This window comes from Nocardiopsis sp. FIRDI 009 (assembly GCF_003386285.1).
Lineage (GTDB): Bacteria > Actinomycetota > Actinomycetes > Streptosporangiales > Streptosporangiaceae > Nocardiopsis.
This window is the reverse complement of the sequence record NZ_QPNC01000006.1, coordinates 129,519-145,411: the sequence shown is the minus strand read 5'-3', so window position 1 is coordinate 145,411 and position 15,893 is coordinate 129,519. Positions and strand designations below refer to the sequence as shown.

Genomic DNA, 15,893 nt, shown 5'->3' with positions numbered 1-15,893 from the left:
CGAGAAGACACCCTCCCGCCGCCGGGTCCGGCGTTCGCTCATGAGCGCGGGACAGTGGGCGGCCTGCGTTCTGACGGGTGTGCTCATCGCCGCGAGCCTGACCGCCTACGGCGCCTACGCGTCCGCGTTCGACATCCGGACCGAACAGATCGACACCGACACCTGGGGTGACCGCCCCGACCGTGTCGAGGGAGTCCACAACATCCTGCTCCTGGGCGTGGACACCGAGTCGGGGGGAGACCGTCCCGACGTCCTGGTCATCGTCAACGTCAACGTCGACGCGGGTGCCGTGACGATGGTGAACGTGCCGCGCGACCTCGTCGTCGACATCCCGGCCTGCGATCCGGTCGGTGATTCCCCCGGGTGGTCCGGCGGCCGGGACCAGATCAACCACTCGATGATGTACGGCGGGTTGAACTGCCTGGGCGACACGATGGAGAACACCACCGGCATCCACCTCGACCACATGGTGCAGGTGGACTTCGCCGGCTTCGAGGACATCGTGGACACCGTCGGCGGGGTGGAGATGTGCATCCCCGCGCCGATCGACGACCCCAAGGCCGACCTCCGTCTGGAGGCCGGTCGACAGCGGCTCGACGGGGCCGAGGCCCTCGGCCTGGCGCGGTCCAGGGCCAGCACCGAGTTCGGGAGCGACCTGGGCCGCATCCAGAGCCAGCAGCGGCTGATCGGCGCGTTGGCGCGGGAGGTGACCGGCGGTGAGTTCCTCTCCAGCCCGACCTCGGTCTACTCCCTCCTCGACTCGGTCACCGACAACCTGGTCACCGACGACGCGCTCACCGTGGACAGGATGGCCGAACTGGTCATCGCCGTGCGCGACGTGAACCTGGACCGGATGAACATGGTGATGGTGCCGGTCGTGGACTCGCGGGAGTTCGCGTACAAGGTGGAGGTCCGGGAGCCCGAGGCGAGCGAGCTGTTCGCGGCCGTCGCCGCCGGGGAGCCCCTGGCCGAGGAGGACGGGGGAGAGGACGACGTCGGCGACGGCGCGGCCGGGGAGGACGTCGACCCCTCGGACGTCTCCCTCCGACTGCTCAACGGCACCGCGACCGACGGCCTGGCCGGTGTGGTCCGGCCGCTGTTGGAGGCCGAGGGCTTCACCGTCACCGACATCGGCAACCCCGAGCAGCGACCCTCGGAGGTGACCACCGTCTACCACGGCCCGGGCCGGGAGACGCAGGCCCGGGTGCTGGCCGACGCGCTCGACACCGCCCGGGTGGAGGAGGCCGCCGACCTCGGCGACGAACTGGAGCTGGTGATGGGCGCCACCGACTGGAAGGGGCTGGCCACAGAGGGCTCCGGAGGAGACGGCGCCGACCCCGGGGACGGCGGCGATCCGCTCGACGGGCTGGAGAGCCGTTCCGCCGCCGACACCGTGACGTGCTCCTGACACCGCGGTCCGACGGCGTGGACGGCGGGGGAACACCGTCAGGGGGTGGACGGCGGGGGAGGGGGACCCCCGTCCCACGGGGACTCCAGGCCGGGAGCCGGATCTGCGGGCGCGTGGACGACCTGGGGCGCGGGGTTGCGCTTGACCATCAGCCGGAGGACGTCCGGGCGCGAGTAGCGCCCCACGGGATCGGCCGCGGACTCGGCGATCGCGATGAGTTCGGGGTCGAGGTCCGCGTAGAGAAGGCCCTCCTCGTCCTCGGGCGGCGGCTCGGCCAGCGATGACCCGTCCGGCCCGTAGACGCGGGCGGATCCGCCGCTTGGTCTCGGGCTCGCAGAAGAGCTCCCGCGCGCGGGCCCCCACCACCGAGCACGGAGCCACGACGAACGTCTGCCCCTCGACGGCGTACGTCAGGCTGGCGGCGGTGTTCACCTCCGGGCCGAGCGCGTGGGCCGACCCCCGGTACAGCGAGAAGGCGGGCCACGCGCCCACGTGGATCTCCTCGCCGAGCCCGTACATCGCGTACTTGGTGAGCGGCTGGAGAGGCTCCCAGCAGTTGAGGGCGCCGACCTTCCCGAGCGGGGTGTCGTGGACCTGGAGGTCGTTTCCGTCCCCCTCGCCGAACACCGAGCGCTCGACGTGGGTCGGCGTGAGCTTGCGCCGTACCGAGACCGGTTCGCCGGTGTCGGGCACGAACGCTTGGGCCATGTACGGACTCCCGCCCGAGCGTTCGCTGAACCCGAGGACGACGTGGATCCGGTGGCGTGCGGCCGCCCCGCGGATCCGGTCCATCTCGGCGCCGTCGCGCGTCATCGAGTTGGTCCGGTAGTCGGCGGTGAACGCCATTGAGGCGGCCGGGGAGTCCGACCAGATCCACCACGGGTACCCGGGGACGAACGCCTCAGGGGAGGCCACCAGCCGCGCGCCGCCGGCGGCGCGCGGCTGGTGGCCTTGTGGTGGCGCGCGATCATCGCACGGGGGCGCCGGACGAGGTGGCCGTGGGACGCCATGACGGACATCCCGATGTCGCCCGCCGACACGTGCTCGATCCTTCCGCCGAACCGCCCGTCGCCCACCGGGTCCGCGGCCAGACGCACGAACGTCGCGCAGATGATGTCCCGCCGGTACGCGAACGCGTCCCGGTCGGGCACGGACGCGGTGGTCAGTTCGGTGCTCGTGGGACACTCCGGCGGTGCGGACACGGGTCGAGCGTCCTCCCGCCGCCGCGCGGGAGCCAAGGCCGTGGGGCGTTCGACGACGCAGGGGTTATCGTTTATCGTTATTATCGAAAAACGATACGAAAGAGGTCGAACATGCCCACCCGCCCCCGCCTCGCCTGGTCCAAGGCGGACGACGTCGTCCTCCGGGGCCTCCTCATCGCGGGAACCGCGGCCACCGCCCTCACCGGGCTCTTCCTCCTGGTGTGGACCGCACCGCTCCTGCCCGCGGACGTCGTCGGAGATCTCACCACGATCACCGTCCACGCGCCCGCGGGCCTCCCCACGCCCCCGGTCGAGACCCCCGTCACCGGCGAGAATGTGGACGTGCGCGCTCCCGAGTCCCTGGCGATCACCTTCCACGACCCCACGCCCGCGGAGCGGCTCCTGCTGGCGCTCCCGACCCTGGTCGGTGTCGCGGCCACCCTCCTCGTGCTCGTCACCCTGCTGCGGATGGCCCGGACCCTCGCCCAGGGGGACCCGTTCGTCCCCGCCAACGTGCGCCGGATGTACGTCGTCGCGGCCACCGTCGCCGTCGGCTCCCTGGCCGTCCCGCTGGTGCGGGTCCTCACCGAGGCCGAACTCCAGTCCCGGGCACTGGACCCCGACGGCCTGGTCCTGGTCGAGTCCACCGTCGGACTCGGCGAGGTCCCCTTCCCCCTCCTGCTCGTCGGCTTCGCCCTGGCCGCCCTGGCCGAGGTGTTCCGCCGCGGCACCCGCCTCCGCGACGACGTCGAGGGGCTGGTCTGATGCCGCCCGAGGAGGCCACCGGCATCCGGATCCACCTCGACGCGCTGCTCAGCGACCGGGGGATGACCCTGACCGAACTCGCCCAGCGGGTCGGGGTCACCGTCGTCAACCTGTCGGTCCTCAAGAACGGTCGCGCCAGGGCCATCCGCTTCTCCACCCTGGCCGCCCTGTGCCGTGAGCTGGACTGCCAGCCCGGCGACCTCATCGGATACGAGCAGGACTGACCGCGTACGCGAGAGGGGCCGCCCCGACACCGGGGCGGCCCCTCGATCGTGTGCGGCGCGGCTAGCCCATGCGGCCGCGCATGCCCTTGGGCAGCTTCGCGCCCTTGGGCATCGGCCCCTTGGGCATCTGCATGGCGGCCGGGAGCGCCTTGAGCCGGTAGTTCAGCTCGGCGACGTCCGGCTTGTCCAGGAGCTTGGGCAGCTTGACCAGCGTGCGCTGGAGTTTGTCGATGGGCACCTGGCCGTCGCCGTTGCCGACCTTGTAGTCGTAGATGTGGATGTCGTGCGCCACGCGCGCGACGCGCTTCTTCTCACCGGCGATGAGCGGACGGAGGCGACCCGGGTCGCCCTCACCGACCAGGATCACGCCGGGACGCCCCACCACGCGGTGGACGACGTCCATCTGCTTGTTGGCGGCCACACCGGGCTCGACCACCCAGTTGCCGCGCATGTTCTCCAGGACCGCCATCCCGGCGCCGAGGCGGCCGTCCAGCATCTTGTACTGAACGCGCTGGGCCGACCGGGTGAAGATGATGAAGCCGACCAGGAAGGCCACCGGGAGGCCGGTGAGCGTCCACAGCAGCCACGACCCGGTCCAGGCGCCGATCCCCACGGCGACGGCGAGGATGACGACCGCGACGGCAGCGGCGATCGGGATACTGCGCGGGCTCTGCTGGTGGACGACCTTGGCGACCATGCCGATCTGCTTGAGCCGACCCGGCTGCTTCTCGTCCCGGCCCTTGGCGGGGGTCGTTTTCTCGGAACCCTTGGGCTTCTTCGCCATCGTGCTCTCAGGCAGCGAGCGCCGACTCCGTCGGCAGGGAACGGCGTCCCCGGGCTGCCTTGCCTCCTCTTCGCGGTCGACCTACGTGCGGCGCCATCCGGCGCCGCCAGCGGGGCGCCTCTCCCCACCAGGATAGGCGGGTCGCCCCACACCTGCGGAACGGTGACCCGAGGGCCACCGTTCCAGCTTGGTTACGACTGGGGTGTCATGTCCTGACGCGAGACGTTCACCCCGGAAGCGGCCTCGGCGTCCCGCTTCTCCCGGGCCTGCTTGTACAGGCGCCCGGCGCGGTAGGACGAGCGCACGAGCGGCCCGGACATGACCCCGGCGAAACCGATCTCCTCGGCCTCCTCGCCCAGCTCGGCGAACTCCTGCGGCTTCACCCAGCGGTCGATCGGGTGGTGCAGCTTGGAGGGACGCAGGTACTGGGTGATGGTCAGCAGGTCGCACCCGGCCTCGTGCAGGTCCCGCATGGCCTCGCTGATCTCCTCGCGGGTCTCGCCCATGCCCAGGATCAGGTTGGACTTGGTGACCAGACCGTCCTCACGGGCGCGGGTGATGACCTCCAGGGAGCGCTCGTAGCGGAAGCCCGGGCGGATGCGCTTGAAGATCCGCGGCACGGTCTCCACGTTGTGCGCCAGCACCTCGGGCCGCGACCCGAAGACCTCGGCGAGCTGGTCGGAGTCGGCGTTGAAGTCCGGGATGAGCAGCTCGACACCGGTGCCGGGGTTGAGCTCGTGGATCTTGCGGACCGTCTCCGCGTAGAGCCACGCGCCGCCGTCCTCCAGGTCGTCGCGGGCCACGCCCGTGACGGTGGCGTACCGCAGCCCCATGGTCTTCACCGAGTTGGCGACCTTGGTCGGCTCCATCCGGTCCAGCGCGGTGGGCTTGCCCGTGGCGATCTGGCAGAAGTCGCAGCGGCGGGTGCACTGGTCGCCGCCGATGAGGAAGGTGGCCTCCCGGTCCTCCCAGCACTCGTAGATGTTGGGGCACCCGGCCTCCTGGCAGACCGTGTGCAGGCCCTCCTTCTTGACCAAGGAGTGGAGCTCGGTGTACTCGGGCCCCATGTGCGCCTTGATCTTGATCCACGGCGGCTTCTTCTCGATGGGGGTCTCGCTGTTGCGCGCCTCCACGCGCAGCAGCTTGCGGCCCTCAGGAGCGACGGTCAACGTGAACCCGTTCCCTTCTGTGCCCCGTGACGGGGACGACTCCGCCCCTCGTGGGGGCACTGGGTCCCGGTGGGGGACCGGTGGCTGATGTGGGTGGTCATCCTCGGGCGGCGGCGTCGGCGAGGAGCGCGGCGCCGTCGGTGTGGCTGTACCCGTCCGCACCGAGGACGTCCGCCAGGTGTCGTTCCATGTGCGGCCGCACCTCGCCGACGGTCACGTCACGCCCGACCTCGGCCGTGAGCGTGGTGACGCCGGCGTCGGAGATACCGCACGGGACGATCCGGTCATACCACGACAGATCATTATCGCAGTTCAACGCGAGCCCGTGCATCCCCACCCCGCGGGCGATGCGGCAGCCGATCGCGGCGATCTTGCGTTCGATGAGCCCCCGCTCCGGCGCGGCGTCCAACCAGACCCCGGTCCGTCCCTCGACCCGCTTCCCGGTGAGGCCGTACTCCGCGATGGTGCGGATGATGGCCTCCTCCAGCATGCGGACGTAGGCGATCACGTCGATGGGGTCGCGCAGCCTGACGATGGGGTACACCGTCAGCTGGCCGGGACCGTGCCACGTGATCTTCCCGCCGCGGTCGATGTCGACGACGGGGGCTCCGGGGTCGGAGGTGGGACGATCCCACCTCCCGGTGCGCTTACCCGCCGTGTAGACGGGTTCGTGCTCCAGCAGGAGGACCGTGTCGGCCACCTCGTCGGCGACGCGGCGCTCGTGGAGCCGCTTCTGGAGATCCCAGCCCTGGTGGTACGGGACTGGCGAGTCGCCCATCCATGCGTAAACGAGATCACTCACACCCACACCTTACGCCCCGCCGCGGCGGGCGGGTCTGGCCAGGATGTCGGATAACGCACTGTCGATGGTGGGGAACGTGAAGGAATATCCCGCGTTCACAAGGCGTTCGGGAGCGGCTCGCAGGTCCAGCAGCGCGGTCTCCTCGGCGAAGTCCCCCAGGGCCGCCCGCAGCGCCGTCGCCGGGACGGGCAGCGGGGTGGGTCTGCCCAGCGCCCGCCCCAGCGCCTCGGTGAAGGCCGCGTTGCTCACCGGCTCGGGCGCGCACAGGTTCACCGGGCCGGTGATCTCGGGGCGCTCCAGCAGGAAGCGCGTCGCCCCGACATGGTCCCGCAGGGCGATCCAGCTCATGTACTGGGCCCCCGACCCCAGCCGTCCGCCCAACCCCGCCCGGTACAGGGGCAGCGCCGAGCGCAGCAGGCCGCCGGAGCGGTCCAGGACGACCGCCGTGCGCAGGTGCGCCACCGACACCCCGGCCTCCTCCGCCGGCGCGGTGGCGGCCTCCCACGCCTGGGCGACCTCGGAGAGGAAACCGGTCCCGGGCGGCGCGGCCTCGGTGGCCACCGTCCCCCCGGTGTCCCCGTAGAAGTTCATCCCCGAAGCGCTGAGCAGACGAGGGGGAGGGGTGTCCATGGCGGCGATCGCCCGGCACAGGATCCGTGTGCCGCGGACCCGGCTGCGCCGGATGAGCGAGCGCCTGCGCCGGGTCCACGGTGCGGTACCGATCGGCGCGCCGGCCAGGTGCACGACGGCGTCGGCGCCGTGCAGCGCCACGGTGTCCACCCTGCCCTGCTCCGGACGCCACTCCGCCTCCTCCCACCGGGTGGTGCGTTCCGCGCGCGGAGGGTGGCGCACCATCCGCACCACCGAGTGGCCGTCCGCCAGCAGGGACGCGGTCAACGCACCGCCGATGAGCCCCGAAGCTCCCGTGATAGCGACTCTCATGCCCTAGGGCCTACCCGCTGACGGTCACACGCGGACCACGGCGGACGCCCGCTCGGGCGGCCGGCGAATTTTTCCCGGCCTTTTTCGCCGAAAGTCCTGCGCGAGGTGCCGAGGTCTTCTAGGTTGAGGGTGGGACATGGAACTCCGCGTCAGCGCGAGGCTACCGTGGGCGACGCACCGCCGGGTCGGCTGTGCTCGCCCGTCCACAGACCTTTGATGATGGGGATCATCAGGGGATGGTGATTGGTGGGGTAAGAAGGCGGGGCGGTGCCATCGGCGCCGCCCCGTCCCCGTCCCCCGGGTTCCCCCGGACGGGCCGAGGCGAAGCGGAGGCCCGGAGCGGGCACGTCCTACGGACGACCGGGGTAGGGCTCGCTCTCCCTGGCGGCCCTGAGGGCCCGGGCCCACCACAGCAGTTCGTCGAACAGGGTGGTCACGGCCGCCTCCGCGCCGGACATGTCCTCCTTGGGGGAACCGTCGGCGGTGAACAGCGTCTGCGCGTTGTGGAAGCTCACGGTGTCACGCAGGGTCGCGGTGTGCAGCTCGCTGAAGACCAGCCGGAGTTGCTCGACCGCCCTCAGGCCCCCGGAGAGACCGCCGTAGGAGACGAAGCCGACCGGTTTGGCGGCCCACTCCCGACGGGCCGAGTCGATCGCCGCCTTGAGCGGGCCGGGGTAGCCGTGGTTGTACTCGGGGGTGAGGACCACGAAGGCGTCGGCGGCGTCGATCCGGGCGGCGAAGTCGGCCACCGGAGTGCCGTGGCCCTCGGCGCCCGCGAGGTCGGCCACGTCCAGGACGTCGAGTTCGGCGCCCCCGCGCCCCCGCGCGCGGTCGAGGAACCAGCGGGTGACCGCCGGTCCCGTCTGGCCGTTGCGGTTACCACCCAGGATGACCGCGATACGAAGGTTGTGCATGTACGTCCTCGTGTCCGCGGATCGACGGCACGCGCGTCGCGCACGGCCGCCGACCTCCGTGTGCCGGGCCGCCCCTGGGGGAGGGACGGCCCGGCCGCGTTCGTTCGTCGGGGGGAGTCCGTCCACGGTAGAACCTCGACCTGACTTGAGGTCAAGTCGGGGTGCCTCCCCCCGGACGTGACGACGTCGGGCCGGGCGCCGCGCTCGGCGCCCGGCCCGACGGGGCGGGAGAACGGGGTCTACAGACCCAGCTCGGACTCGAAGGCGCCCTCCTCCAGCCGCTCCTTGACGGCCTGGAGGAAACGGCCCGCGTCGGCGCCGTCGATCAGGCGGTGGTCGTGGGACAGCGACAGGTACACCATCGACCGGACGGCGATCACCTCGCCGCCCATCGCCGGGTCCTCCACCACGACGGGCCGCTTGACGACCGCGCCCGTACCGAGGATGGCCACCTGCGGCGTGTTGATGATCGGCGTGCCGAACAGGGCGCCGGTGCTCCCGGTCTCGGCGATCGTGAACGTACCGCCGCCGAGCTCGTCCGGGCCGAGCAGGCCGGTGTGCGCCCGCTCGGTCAGCGCCGTGATGCTGCGGGCCAGGTCGGTCAGGCCCAGGCGGCCGGCGTCGCGGATGACCGGGACGAGCAGGCCGCGGTCGGTGTCCACGGATATGCCGAGGTTCTCGACGTCGTGGTAGTTGACCTCGTCGTTGTCGCTGTCGATCACCGCGTTGAGCTTCGGGTTGGCCTTGAGGGCCTCCACCGCGGCCAGCGCGAAGAACGGGAAGAAGTCCAGCGCCACGCCCTCGCGCTGGGCGAAGTCGGCGCCCGCCTGCTCGCGCAGACGCGCGATCTTGGTGACGTCGACCTCGATGACCTGCGTGGTCTCGGCCGCGGTGTTGAGCGACTCGACCATGCGGTCGGCGATCGACCGGCGCAGGCGGCTCATCTTCTCGCTGCGGCCACGAAGGGAGGTGTCGGTGGCGCCCTTGCGCACCGTCGAGGACGGCGCGGCGGGCGCGGCGGCGCGCGCGGCGGCCGCCTTCTGCTCCTCCGCGGCCCGGAGCACGTCCTGCTTGCGGATCCGGCCGCCGACGCCGCTGCCCTTGACACGGCTCAGGTCGACCCGGTTCTCCGCTGCCAGCTTGCGGACCAGCGGTGTCACGTACGCCTCGGTGACGGCGTCGGTGCCGGAGGCCTGACCGGTGCCGCTGAGCGTCTCGATGTCCACCCTGGGGACGTCGGCCTCCCGCTCCGGGGCGGGAGCCGGGGCGGGCGTCGGAGCCGGAGCGGGCTCCGCCGCGGCCTCGGGCTTGGCTTCGGGCTCGGCCTGCGGTGCGGGGGCCTCGGGAGCGGCACCCTCGCCGCCGATGACCGCGATCTGGGCGCCGATGTCGACCGTCTCGTCCTCGTCGACGAGGATCTTGGTGAGTACTCCCGCGACCGGGGAGGGGATCTCGGTGTCCACCTTGTCGGTGGAGACCTCAAGGAGTGGTTCGTCCACCTCGACGGTGTCGCCCACGCTCTTGAGCCACTGGGTGACGGTGCCCTCGGTGACGCTCTCACCCAGGGCGGGCATCGTCACCGGGGTCTCCTCGCCGCTGGGCGCGGACGGCGCCTCGGTGGACGGAGCGGGAGCCGGGGCGGCGGGCTCCGTCTCGGGTTCGGCCTCCGCCTCGGGCTCCGGGGTCGGCTCCGGCTGCGCGGACTCGGCGCTGGGAGCGCTCTCGGCCTCGTCGGCGCTCTCCCCCTCGCCGCCGATGACCGCGATCTCCGCGCCGATCTCCACGGTCTCGTCCTCGTCGACGAGGATCTTGGTGAGTACTCCCGCGACCGGGGAGGGGATCTCGGTGTCCACCTTGTCGGTGGAGACCTCAAGGAGTGGTTCGTCCACCTCGACGGTGTCGCCCACGTTCTTCAGCCACTGGGTGACGGTGCCCTCGGTGACGCTCTCACCCAGGGCGGGCATGGAAACGGAAGTCGGCATGGGTTCCTCGTTGGATCTGGGCGCGGAATCTGCCCAACGCCTTGACTGGGCAGCGCGGATGTGGCGGGGGCGGGCCGCGTAGGCCCGCCCCCGGGTGGTGCGGTCAGTCGTGGACGTGCAGCGGCTTGCCCGCCAGAGCCAGGTGCGCCTCGCCCAACGCCTCGGACTGACTCGGGTGCGGGTGGATGAGCTGGGCCACCTCGGAGGGCAGCGCCTCCCAGTTGTAGATCAGCTGACCCTCGGCGATGAGCTCGCCGACGCGGCTGCCGACCATGTGGACACCCAGGACCGGGCCGTCCTTCTCGGCGATGACCTTCACCGCGCCCTGTGTCTGGAGGATCTGGCTCTTGCCGTTGCCCGCCAGGTTGTAGTTCATCTCGACCACGTCGTGGCCGCGCTCCTTGGCCGCCTTGCTGGTGAGGCCGACCGAGGCCACCTCGGGCTCGCAGTAGGTCACGCGCGGGACACCGTCGTAGTCGATCGCGGGCGGGTTGAGCCCGGCGATGTGCTCGGCGACGAAGATGCCCTCGGCGAAGCCGACGTGGGCGAGCTGGAGGGTCGGGATCAGGTCGCCGACCGCGTAGACGTTGCCCACACCGGTGTGCAGGTTCTCGTCCACCTTGACGAAACCGCGCTCCAGGGTGATGCCCTGCTCCTCGTAGCCGAGGCCCTCGGAGACCGGGCCGCGGCCGATGGCGACGAGCAGCACCTCGGCGTCGAGGGTCTTGCCGCCCTGGAGCGTGACGGTGACACCGGTGTCGGTGGTCTTGACCGACTCGAACGGCGTGCCCAGCTCGTACTTGATCTTGCGCTTGCGGAAGGCCCGCTCCAGCAGCTTGGAGCTGGACTCCTCCTCCACGGGGACCAGGTGGGGGAGGGCCTCGACGATGGTGACGTCGGCGCCGTAGGAGCGCCAGACGCTGGCGAACTCCACACCGATGACGCCGCCGCCCAGGACGATGACCGACTCGGGGACGCGGTTCAGGCCGAGGGCCTGGTCGCTGGTCATGACCTTCTCGCCGTCGATGTCCAGACCCAGGGTCTTGGGCTGGGAACCGGTGGCGAGCAGGACGTTGCGGCCCTTGTAGACGGTGCCGTCGACGGTGACCTCGTCGGGACCGGTCAGGCGGCCCTCGCCCTCGACGACGGTGATCTTGCGGGACTTGACCAGCCCGGTCAGGCCCTTGTGCAGGCCGCTGATCACCTTGTCCTTGTACTTGTGGACCGCGTCGATGTCGATGCCCTCGAAGGTGGCCTTGACACCGAAGTTCTCGCTCTCCTTGGCGGAGTCGGCGACCTCGGCCGAGTGCAGGAGCGCCTTGGTGGGGATGCAGCCGCGGTGCAGGCAGGTGCCCCCCAGCTTGTCTTTCTCGATCAGGACGACGCTCATGTCGAGCTCCGCCGCGCGCAGCGCCGCCGCGTAGCCGCCGCTGCCGCCGCCAAGGACGACGAGGTCGAATGTGCCGCCGCTCTCACTCACGGGAACGAACTCCTTGTTCAGTGGCTGGTGATTCCGGGTGGTGGGCCGCGGGACCGGCACGTGTGGGGGGACGGCGCCCGGTCCGCGGGGACCGGGGAGGGGCGGCGCTCCGGCTCACGGGACCGCCGTCCCTCCCCCGCGTCCTACTTGTTGGCGTACTCCTCGGCGATGCGGACCAGGGTGCGCGTGCCCGCACCGGTTCCGCCCTTGGACGTGTAGCCGTGTGGTCCGCCCTGGTTGAAGGACGGCCCCGCGATGTCGAGGTGCGCCCACTTGACGCCGTCCTCGATGAACTCCTTGAGGAACACGCCCGCGGAGAGCATGCCGCCCCAGCGCTCCCCGGCCACGTTGGCGATGTCGGCGACGGAGGAGTCCAGGCCCGCGCGCAGCTCGGAGGGCAGCGGCATCGGCCAGGCGGCCTCACCGGCGGCGCCGGCCGCGGCGACGACCTCGTCGCGGACGGTGTCGTCGTTGGACATGACCGCGAACACCCGGGTGCCGAGCGCGACGAGCTGGGCGCCGGTCAGCGTGGCGATGTCCACGATCAGGTCCGGCTCGTCCTCGTGGGCGCGGACGAGGGCGTCCGCCATGACCAGGCGGCCCTCGGCGTCGGTGTTGAGGACCTCGACGGTCTTGCCGCCGTAGATGCTCAGGACGTCGGAGGGGCGCTGGGCGGTGCCGCTGGGCATGTTCTCGGCCACGGCCAGGTAGGCCACGACGTTGACCTTCAGCTCCAGCGCGGCGATGGCGCGCATGGCGGCGAGCACGGAGGCGGCGCCGGCCATGTCGGACTTCATCCAGTCCATCGAGCCCGCGGGCTTGAGGGACAGGCCGCCGGAGTCGAACGTGATGCCCTTGCCGACGAAGGCGACGGTCTTGGCGGCCTCAGGGTGGCTGTGGGCCAGCCGGACCAGGCGGGGCGGGTTCGTGGAACCCTGGCCGACCCCGGTCAGACCGCCGTAACCGCCCTCGGCGAGGGCCTGCTCGTCCAGGACCTCGATCTGGAGACCGGACTGGCGGGCCGTGTCCTGGGCCACCGCCGCCAGGTCCTCGGGGACCAGGTCGGCGGGGGCGGTGTTGACCAGGTCGCGGGTCAGGGAGACGGCCTCGGCCAGGACCCTGGCGCGCTCCACCGCCTCGGCGGCGCCGGAGGCGGTGGAGACCACGGTCAGGGCGGTCGTCCCCTCGGCGCGCTTCTGCGCCTTCTCGCTGGTGCGGTAACGGTCGAAGGAGTAGGCGCCCAGCTGGGCGCCGAGCGCCACCGCGGCCGCCTCGTCGGCGGTTCCGGCGGGCAGGGCCAGGACGACGCGGCCCGCGCCCTCGGGGCGCGAGGACAGCGAGCGCAGGGCCGCTCCGGCGGCGCGGGAGAGGATGTCGGAGTCGACGGGACCGTCGGCGGGCGCCGGGCCGAGACCGACCGCGACGACGACCGGGGCCGTGACGGCTCCGAGGGAGGCAAGGGTGTGCACCTCCTCGGGTTCGCCGCTCGCTCCCAGGAGCGACAGGGTCGAGCCGAGGCCGCCGGAGAAGGCGGCGTCGACGTCACGAGCGCCCGACGCGGGCTCCGGAGCATCGCCTCCGGAGTGGTAACCGACGACAACCGCGTCGGCGTCGAGCGAACTGGGGGACTCCGTATGTACTGACAACGACGTGCTCACGCCCCCGATGCTAGTCGCCTCGTGAACACGGCGGCGACGCGGCACCCCGCACCCTCCCGGGCGCTGACGGGACACTCCGCGCGCGGCGGGAGCAGGGGTGTTCCCCGGGGCGGCCACACCCACCCCACGCTGGGAGGCGGGCTCTGGCCGCCGGTGGGGGGTGCCGTACGGGATCGCCCGGGGCGGTCGGTGCTGCCCACGCGGGCGGTGCGCGAAACTCCGTGTGAAAAAATGTGATGCTGGTGACATCGGCCCGTGGTCCGCTTGGAGATTGGTACGAGGTGGGGCCGGGCCACGGCCGGACCGGTCACGCCCAGGCGGTGACGGCCGCCGCCGTGACCAGTGTCGCCGCCGTCGCCGACTCCACCAGGGCACCCAACACGTCACCCGTGATCCCACCGAGGCGCCGTACCGCGCGCCGCAGCAGCGCGCCCGCCACGAGAAGGCCGGCCGCGGCCCCGACCGCGCAGCCCGCGGCCGAGAGGGGGGAGTGGAGCCAGGCCGCCGCGCACACCGCGGCGACGACCCCGCAGCCAGCCACGGCGAGGCGGACACCCACCGTGCCCGACACCAGCGCGCCCAGGCCCTCGGGCCGGGCCGAGGGCACCCGTGGCGTACACGCCAGGGTGACCGCCAGCCGCCCCGCCGCCCACGCGGCGGCCGCACCGGCCAGGGCGGCCCCGGGGGACGTCCCGACCAGTTGTCCGAGCGCCAGCACCTGCGCGGCCAGCACGACCACCAGGGTGACGACGCCGAACGGGCCGATGTCCGACCGCCGCATCACCTCCAGCGCACCCGCGGCGGGCCGGTTGCTGCCGAACCCGTCGGCGAGGTCGGCCAGTCCGTCCAGGTGCAGTCCCCGGGTGAGCAGCGCCCCCAGGCCCACGGCCAACAGCGCGGCCAGCGGGTCGGACAGGCCGAGGGCCGCGCCCGCCACGGCGACGGCTCCGAGGAGGGCGCCGAGCACCGCGCCCAGCGGCGCCGCCCAGAACATCGCCCACCCGGCGGCCGCGCGGTCCACCCGCCCCACGTGCACGGGAACGACGGTGAACGTGCCCAGGGCCATACGCGCGCCCGCGGCGGCGTCCCCGCTCACGGCAGGTCCAGGACGCGGCCCGCCGTCACCAGGACGACCTCCTCGGACTCGGCCCCCACCCACTGGTTGAGCCTGCCCAGGTGGTCGCGGAACAGGCGCCCGGCGGGCGTCGCGGGGACCACGCCCGCGCCGACCTCGTTGGTCACCGCCACCACGTAGGCCTGGGTGGTCCGCCACGCCTCCAGCAGGTCGTGGATCTCCGCCTCCACCCGTTCCGGGGCGTCCTGGCCGGGCGGGTCGGCCCACATCCCGTGCCGGTCCATGACGTCGGTCAGCCAGGTGCCCAGGCAGTCGACCAGGACCGAGCCGCGCACCCCCTTGAGCAGGCCCACCAGGTCGGAGGTCTCCTCGGTCCGCCACCACCAGGGACGGCGGTTGGCGTGCGCCGCGACCCGCTCCGCCCACTCGGGGTCCTCCGCCGGGTCGGGCACGGGGCCGGTGGCGGCGTAGACCACCTGGGGCTCGGCGAGCAGCCGGAGTTCGGCCTCGGTCGACTTGCCGGAACGGGCCCCGCCGGTGACCAGCACGCGGTGCGGGCCGCGCGGCCGGGACTCGGGCCACACGGCGGGCGGGCACGACATCACGTGACCGTCGCCGGGGGCGAACGCCCCCCACAGCCGCGCCCTGCGGGCGAACTCCCCGGGGGAGCGGACCCGGTGGTCACCGCCGACCGCCACGACCGCGGTGGTCACCCCGATCACCCCCGACCGCCGCAGCTCGCCGATGACCTCCGGCCGCTGCGCCACGTCGACGATCACCATGTCCACCTGCTGGGGCGGCGCCGCCGACGCGTAGCCGGAGGCGTCGTCGCGGTCGGACTCGACGGGGGGCACGCCCGGCAGCGGCCCCGGCGCGGAGCGCGCGAACATCAGACGTCCGCCGTCGGGCCCCTCGACCAGGACGCCGTCCGGGGTGCGCGTGACCGTGTACCCCGGGGGCACCGGTCCGGCCGCGCCCTCCGCCCGGAGCCGGAAGCGGTCGTCGACGGTCACGCGCAGCGGCAGGCGGCGCTCCGCCTGGGCCTGGTTGCAGGAGGCGCAGGTGCACTGCGGGGCCGGCCAGCCCGCGTGACCCGCTGTCCCGAGAAATCGGATACGCACCCGAAGAAGTAAACAACATGACGCGCCAAGCCTTGGTTAAGCTCGGGGCAGGAGCCGGTGACGGACACCGGGAGACCCGTGACGAAGGGCGGCCGGACATGGCGTGGACCTGGCGGTACATCGGGGCCGACGACGGTGCGCCCCGGGGCGCGGACCTGCCTGAGGAGGTCTTCACCTCGCGGGGCGACGCGGAGAGCTGGCTGGGGGAGCACTGGAGGGAGCTCTCCGAGTCCGGTGTGGAGCGGGTCGCGCTGATGGACGGCGACCGGGAGAGCTACGTGATGTCCCTGGACGAGGCCGGGTAACCCCTCCCCGCCACCACGTGGAGCTGCGCGGGAGACCTGCCCCGACGGGACGATCCGGTACC

At 72.4% G+C, this 15,893-nt stretch carries 14 protein-coding genes and 1 pseudogene; 4 read left to right on the top strand and 11 right to left on the bottom strand.

Going from position 1 to position 15,893, the window contains the following annotated elements:
* Positions 1-40 precede the first annotated feature (40 nt).
* Positions 41-1,408 (top strand): LCP family protein, encoded by a 1,368-nt coding sequence (locus tag DVR05_RS03970; protein WP_116244561.1) that lies wholly within the window; start codon positions 41-43, stop codon positions 1,406-1,408.
* A 369-nt stretch (positions 1,409-1,777) separates the two neighbouring features.
* On the opposite strand, the pseudogene DVR05_RS27870 reads toward DVR05_RS03970, so the two are convergent.
* Positions 1,778-2,593: pseudogene (locus DVR05_RS27870) on the bottom strand (nitrilase-related carbon-nitrogen hydrolase); the annotation flags it as partial.
* Between the two features lie 128 nt (positions 2,594-2,721).
* Here DVR05_RS27870 and DVR05_RS03960 point away from each other — a divergent pair.
* Both DVR05_RS03960 and DVR05_RS03955 read left to right on the top strand, forming a co-directional pair.
* On the top strand, positions 2,722-3,375 hold the full coding sequence (locus tag DVR05_RS03960; RefSeq protein ID WP_116244432.1) for a DUF2975 domain-containing protein: 654 nt from the start codon (positions 2,722-2,724) through the stop codon (positions 3,373-3,375).
* Positions 3,375-3,599, top strand: coding sequence for a helix-turn-helix transcriptional regulator (locus tag DVR05_RS03955; protein WP_116244431.1), 225 nt, complete (start codon positions 3,375-3,377; stop codon positions 3,597-3,599). The genes DVR05_RS03960 and DVR05_RS03955 overlap by 1 nt, the downstream gene beginning before the upstream one ends.
* 61 nt (positions 3,600-3,660) lie before the next feature.
* Here the strand turns inward: DVR05_RS03955 and DVR05_RS03950 are convergent, their stop codons facing one another.
* The 10 genes from DVR05_RS03950 to DVR05_RS03905 form a co-directional block, all read right to left on the bottom strand.
* Complete coding sequence (locus tag DVR05_RS03950) at positions 3,661-4,383, bottom strand: DUF4191 domain-containing protein (protein WP_116244430.1); 723 nt, start codon at positions 4,381-4,383, stop codon at positions 3,661-3,663.
* A 191-nt stretch (positions 4,384-4,574) separates the two neighbouring features.
* The gene (lipA, locus tag DVR05_RS03945; RefSeq protein WP_116244429.1) at positions 4,575-5,552 is read right to left on the bottom strand and encodes a lipoyl synthase; all 978 of its coding nucleotides are present in this window, start codon (positions 5,550-5,552) and stop codon (positions 4,575-4,577) included.
* 97 nt (positions 5,553-5,649) lie between these two features.
* Complete coding sequence (gene lipB, locus DVR05_RS03940; RefSeq protein ID WP_116244428.1) at positions 5,650-6,354, bottom strand: lipoyl(octanoyl) transferase LipB; 705 nt, start codon at positions 6,352-6,354, stop codon at positions 5,650-5,652.
* 9 nt (positions 6,355-6,363) lie between these two features.
* Complete coding sequence (locus DVR05_RS03935; protein ID WP_116244427.1) at positions 6,364-7,296, bottom strand: TIGR01777 family oxidoreductase; 933 nt, start codon at positions 7,294-7,296, stop codon at positions 6,364-6,366.
* A 350-nt stretch (positions 7,297-7,646) separates the two neighbouring features.
* Complete coding sequence (locus DVR05_RS03930) at positions 7,647-8,210, bottom strand: NADPH-dependent FMN reductase (RefSeq protein WP_116244426.1); 564 nt, start codon at positions 8,208-8,210, stop codon at positions 7,647-7,649.
* 239 nt (positions 8,211-8,449) lie between these two features.
* On the bottom strand, positions 8,450-10,192 hold the full coding sequence (gene sucB, locus DVR05_RS03925) for a 2-oxoglutarate dehydrogenase, E2 component, dihydrolipoamide succinyltransferase (RefSeq protein ID WP_116244425.1): 1,743 nt from the start codon (positions 10,190-10,192) through the stop codon (positions 8,450-8,452).
* 103 nt (positions 10,193-10,295) lie between these two features.
* The gene (gene lpdA, locus DVR05_RS03920; protein WP_116244424.1) at positions 10,296-11,672 is read right to left on the bottom strand and encodes a dihydrolipoyl dehydrogenase; all 1,377 of its coding nucleotides are present in this window, start codon (positions 11,670-11,672) and stop codon (positions 10,296-10,298) included.
* Between the two features lie 143 nt (positions 11,673-11,815).
* A complete protein-coding gene (locus DVR05_RS03915; RefSeq protein WP_116244423.1) occupies positions 11,816-13,330 on the bottom strand; it encodes a leucyl aminopeptidase in 1,515 nt (504 codons plus the stop codon).
* Between the two features lie 307 nt (positions 13,331-13,637).
* Positions 13,638-14,396 (bottom strand): adenosylcobinamide-GDP ribazoletransferase, encoded by a 759-nt coding sequence (locus DVR05_RS03910; protein ID WP_116244560.1) that lies wholly within the window; start codon positions 14,394-14,396, stop codon positions 13,638-13,640.
* Between the two features lie 26 nt (positions 14,397-14,422).
* Positions 14,423-15,418, bottom strand: coding sequence for a bifunctional adenosylcobinamide kinase/adenosylcobinamide-phosphate guanylyltransferase (locus tag DVR05_RS03905; RefSeq protein ID WP_116244422.1), 996 nt, complete (start codon positions 15,416-15,418; stop codon positions 14,423-14,425).
* Positions 15,419-15,624: 206 nt separating this feature from the next.
* Here DVR05_RS03905 and DVR05_RS03900 point away from each other — a divergent pair, with 206 nt between their 5' ends.
* On the top strand, positions 15,625-15,831 hold the full coding sequence (locus DVR05_RS03900; protein WP_116244421.1) for a hypothetical protein: 207 nt from the start codon (positions 15,625-15,627) through the stop codon (positions 15,829-15,831).
* The last annotated feature ends 62 nt before the right edge of the window (positions 15,832-15,893 follow it).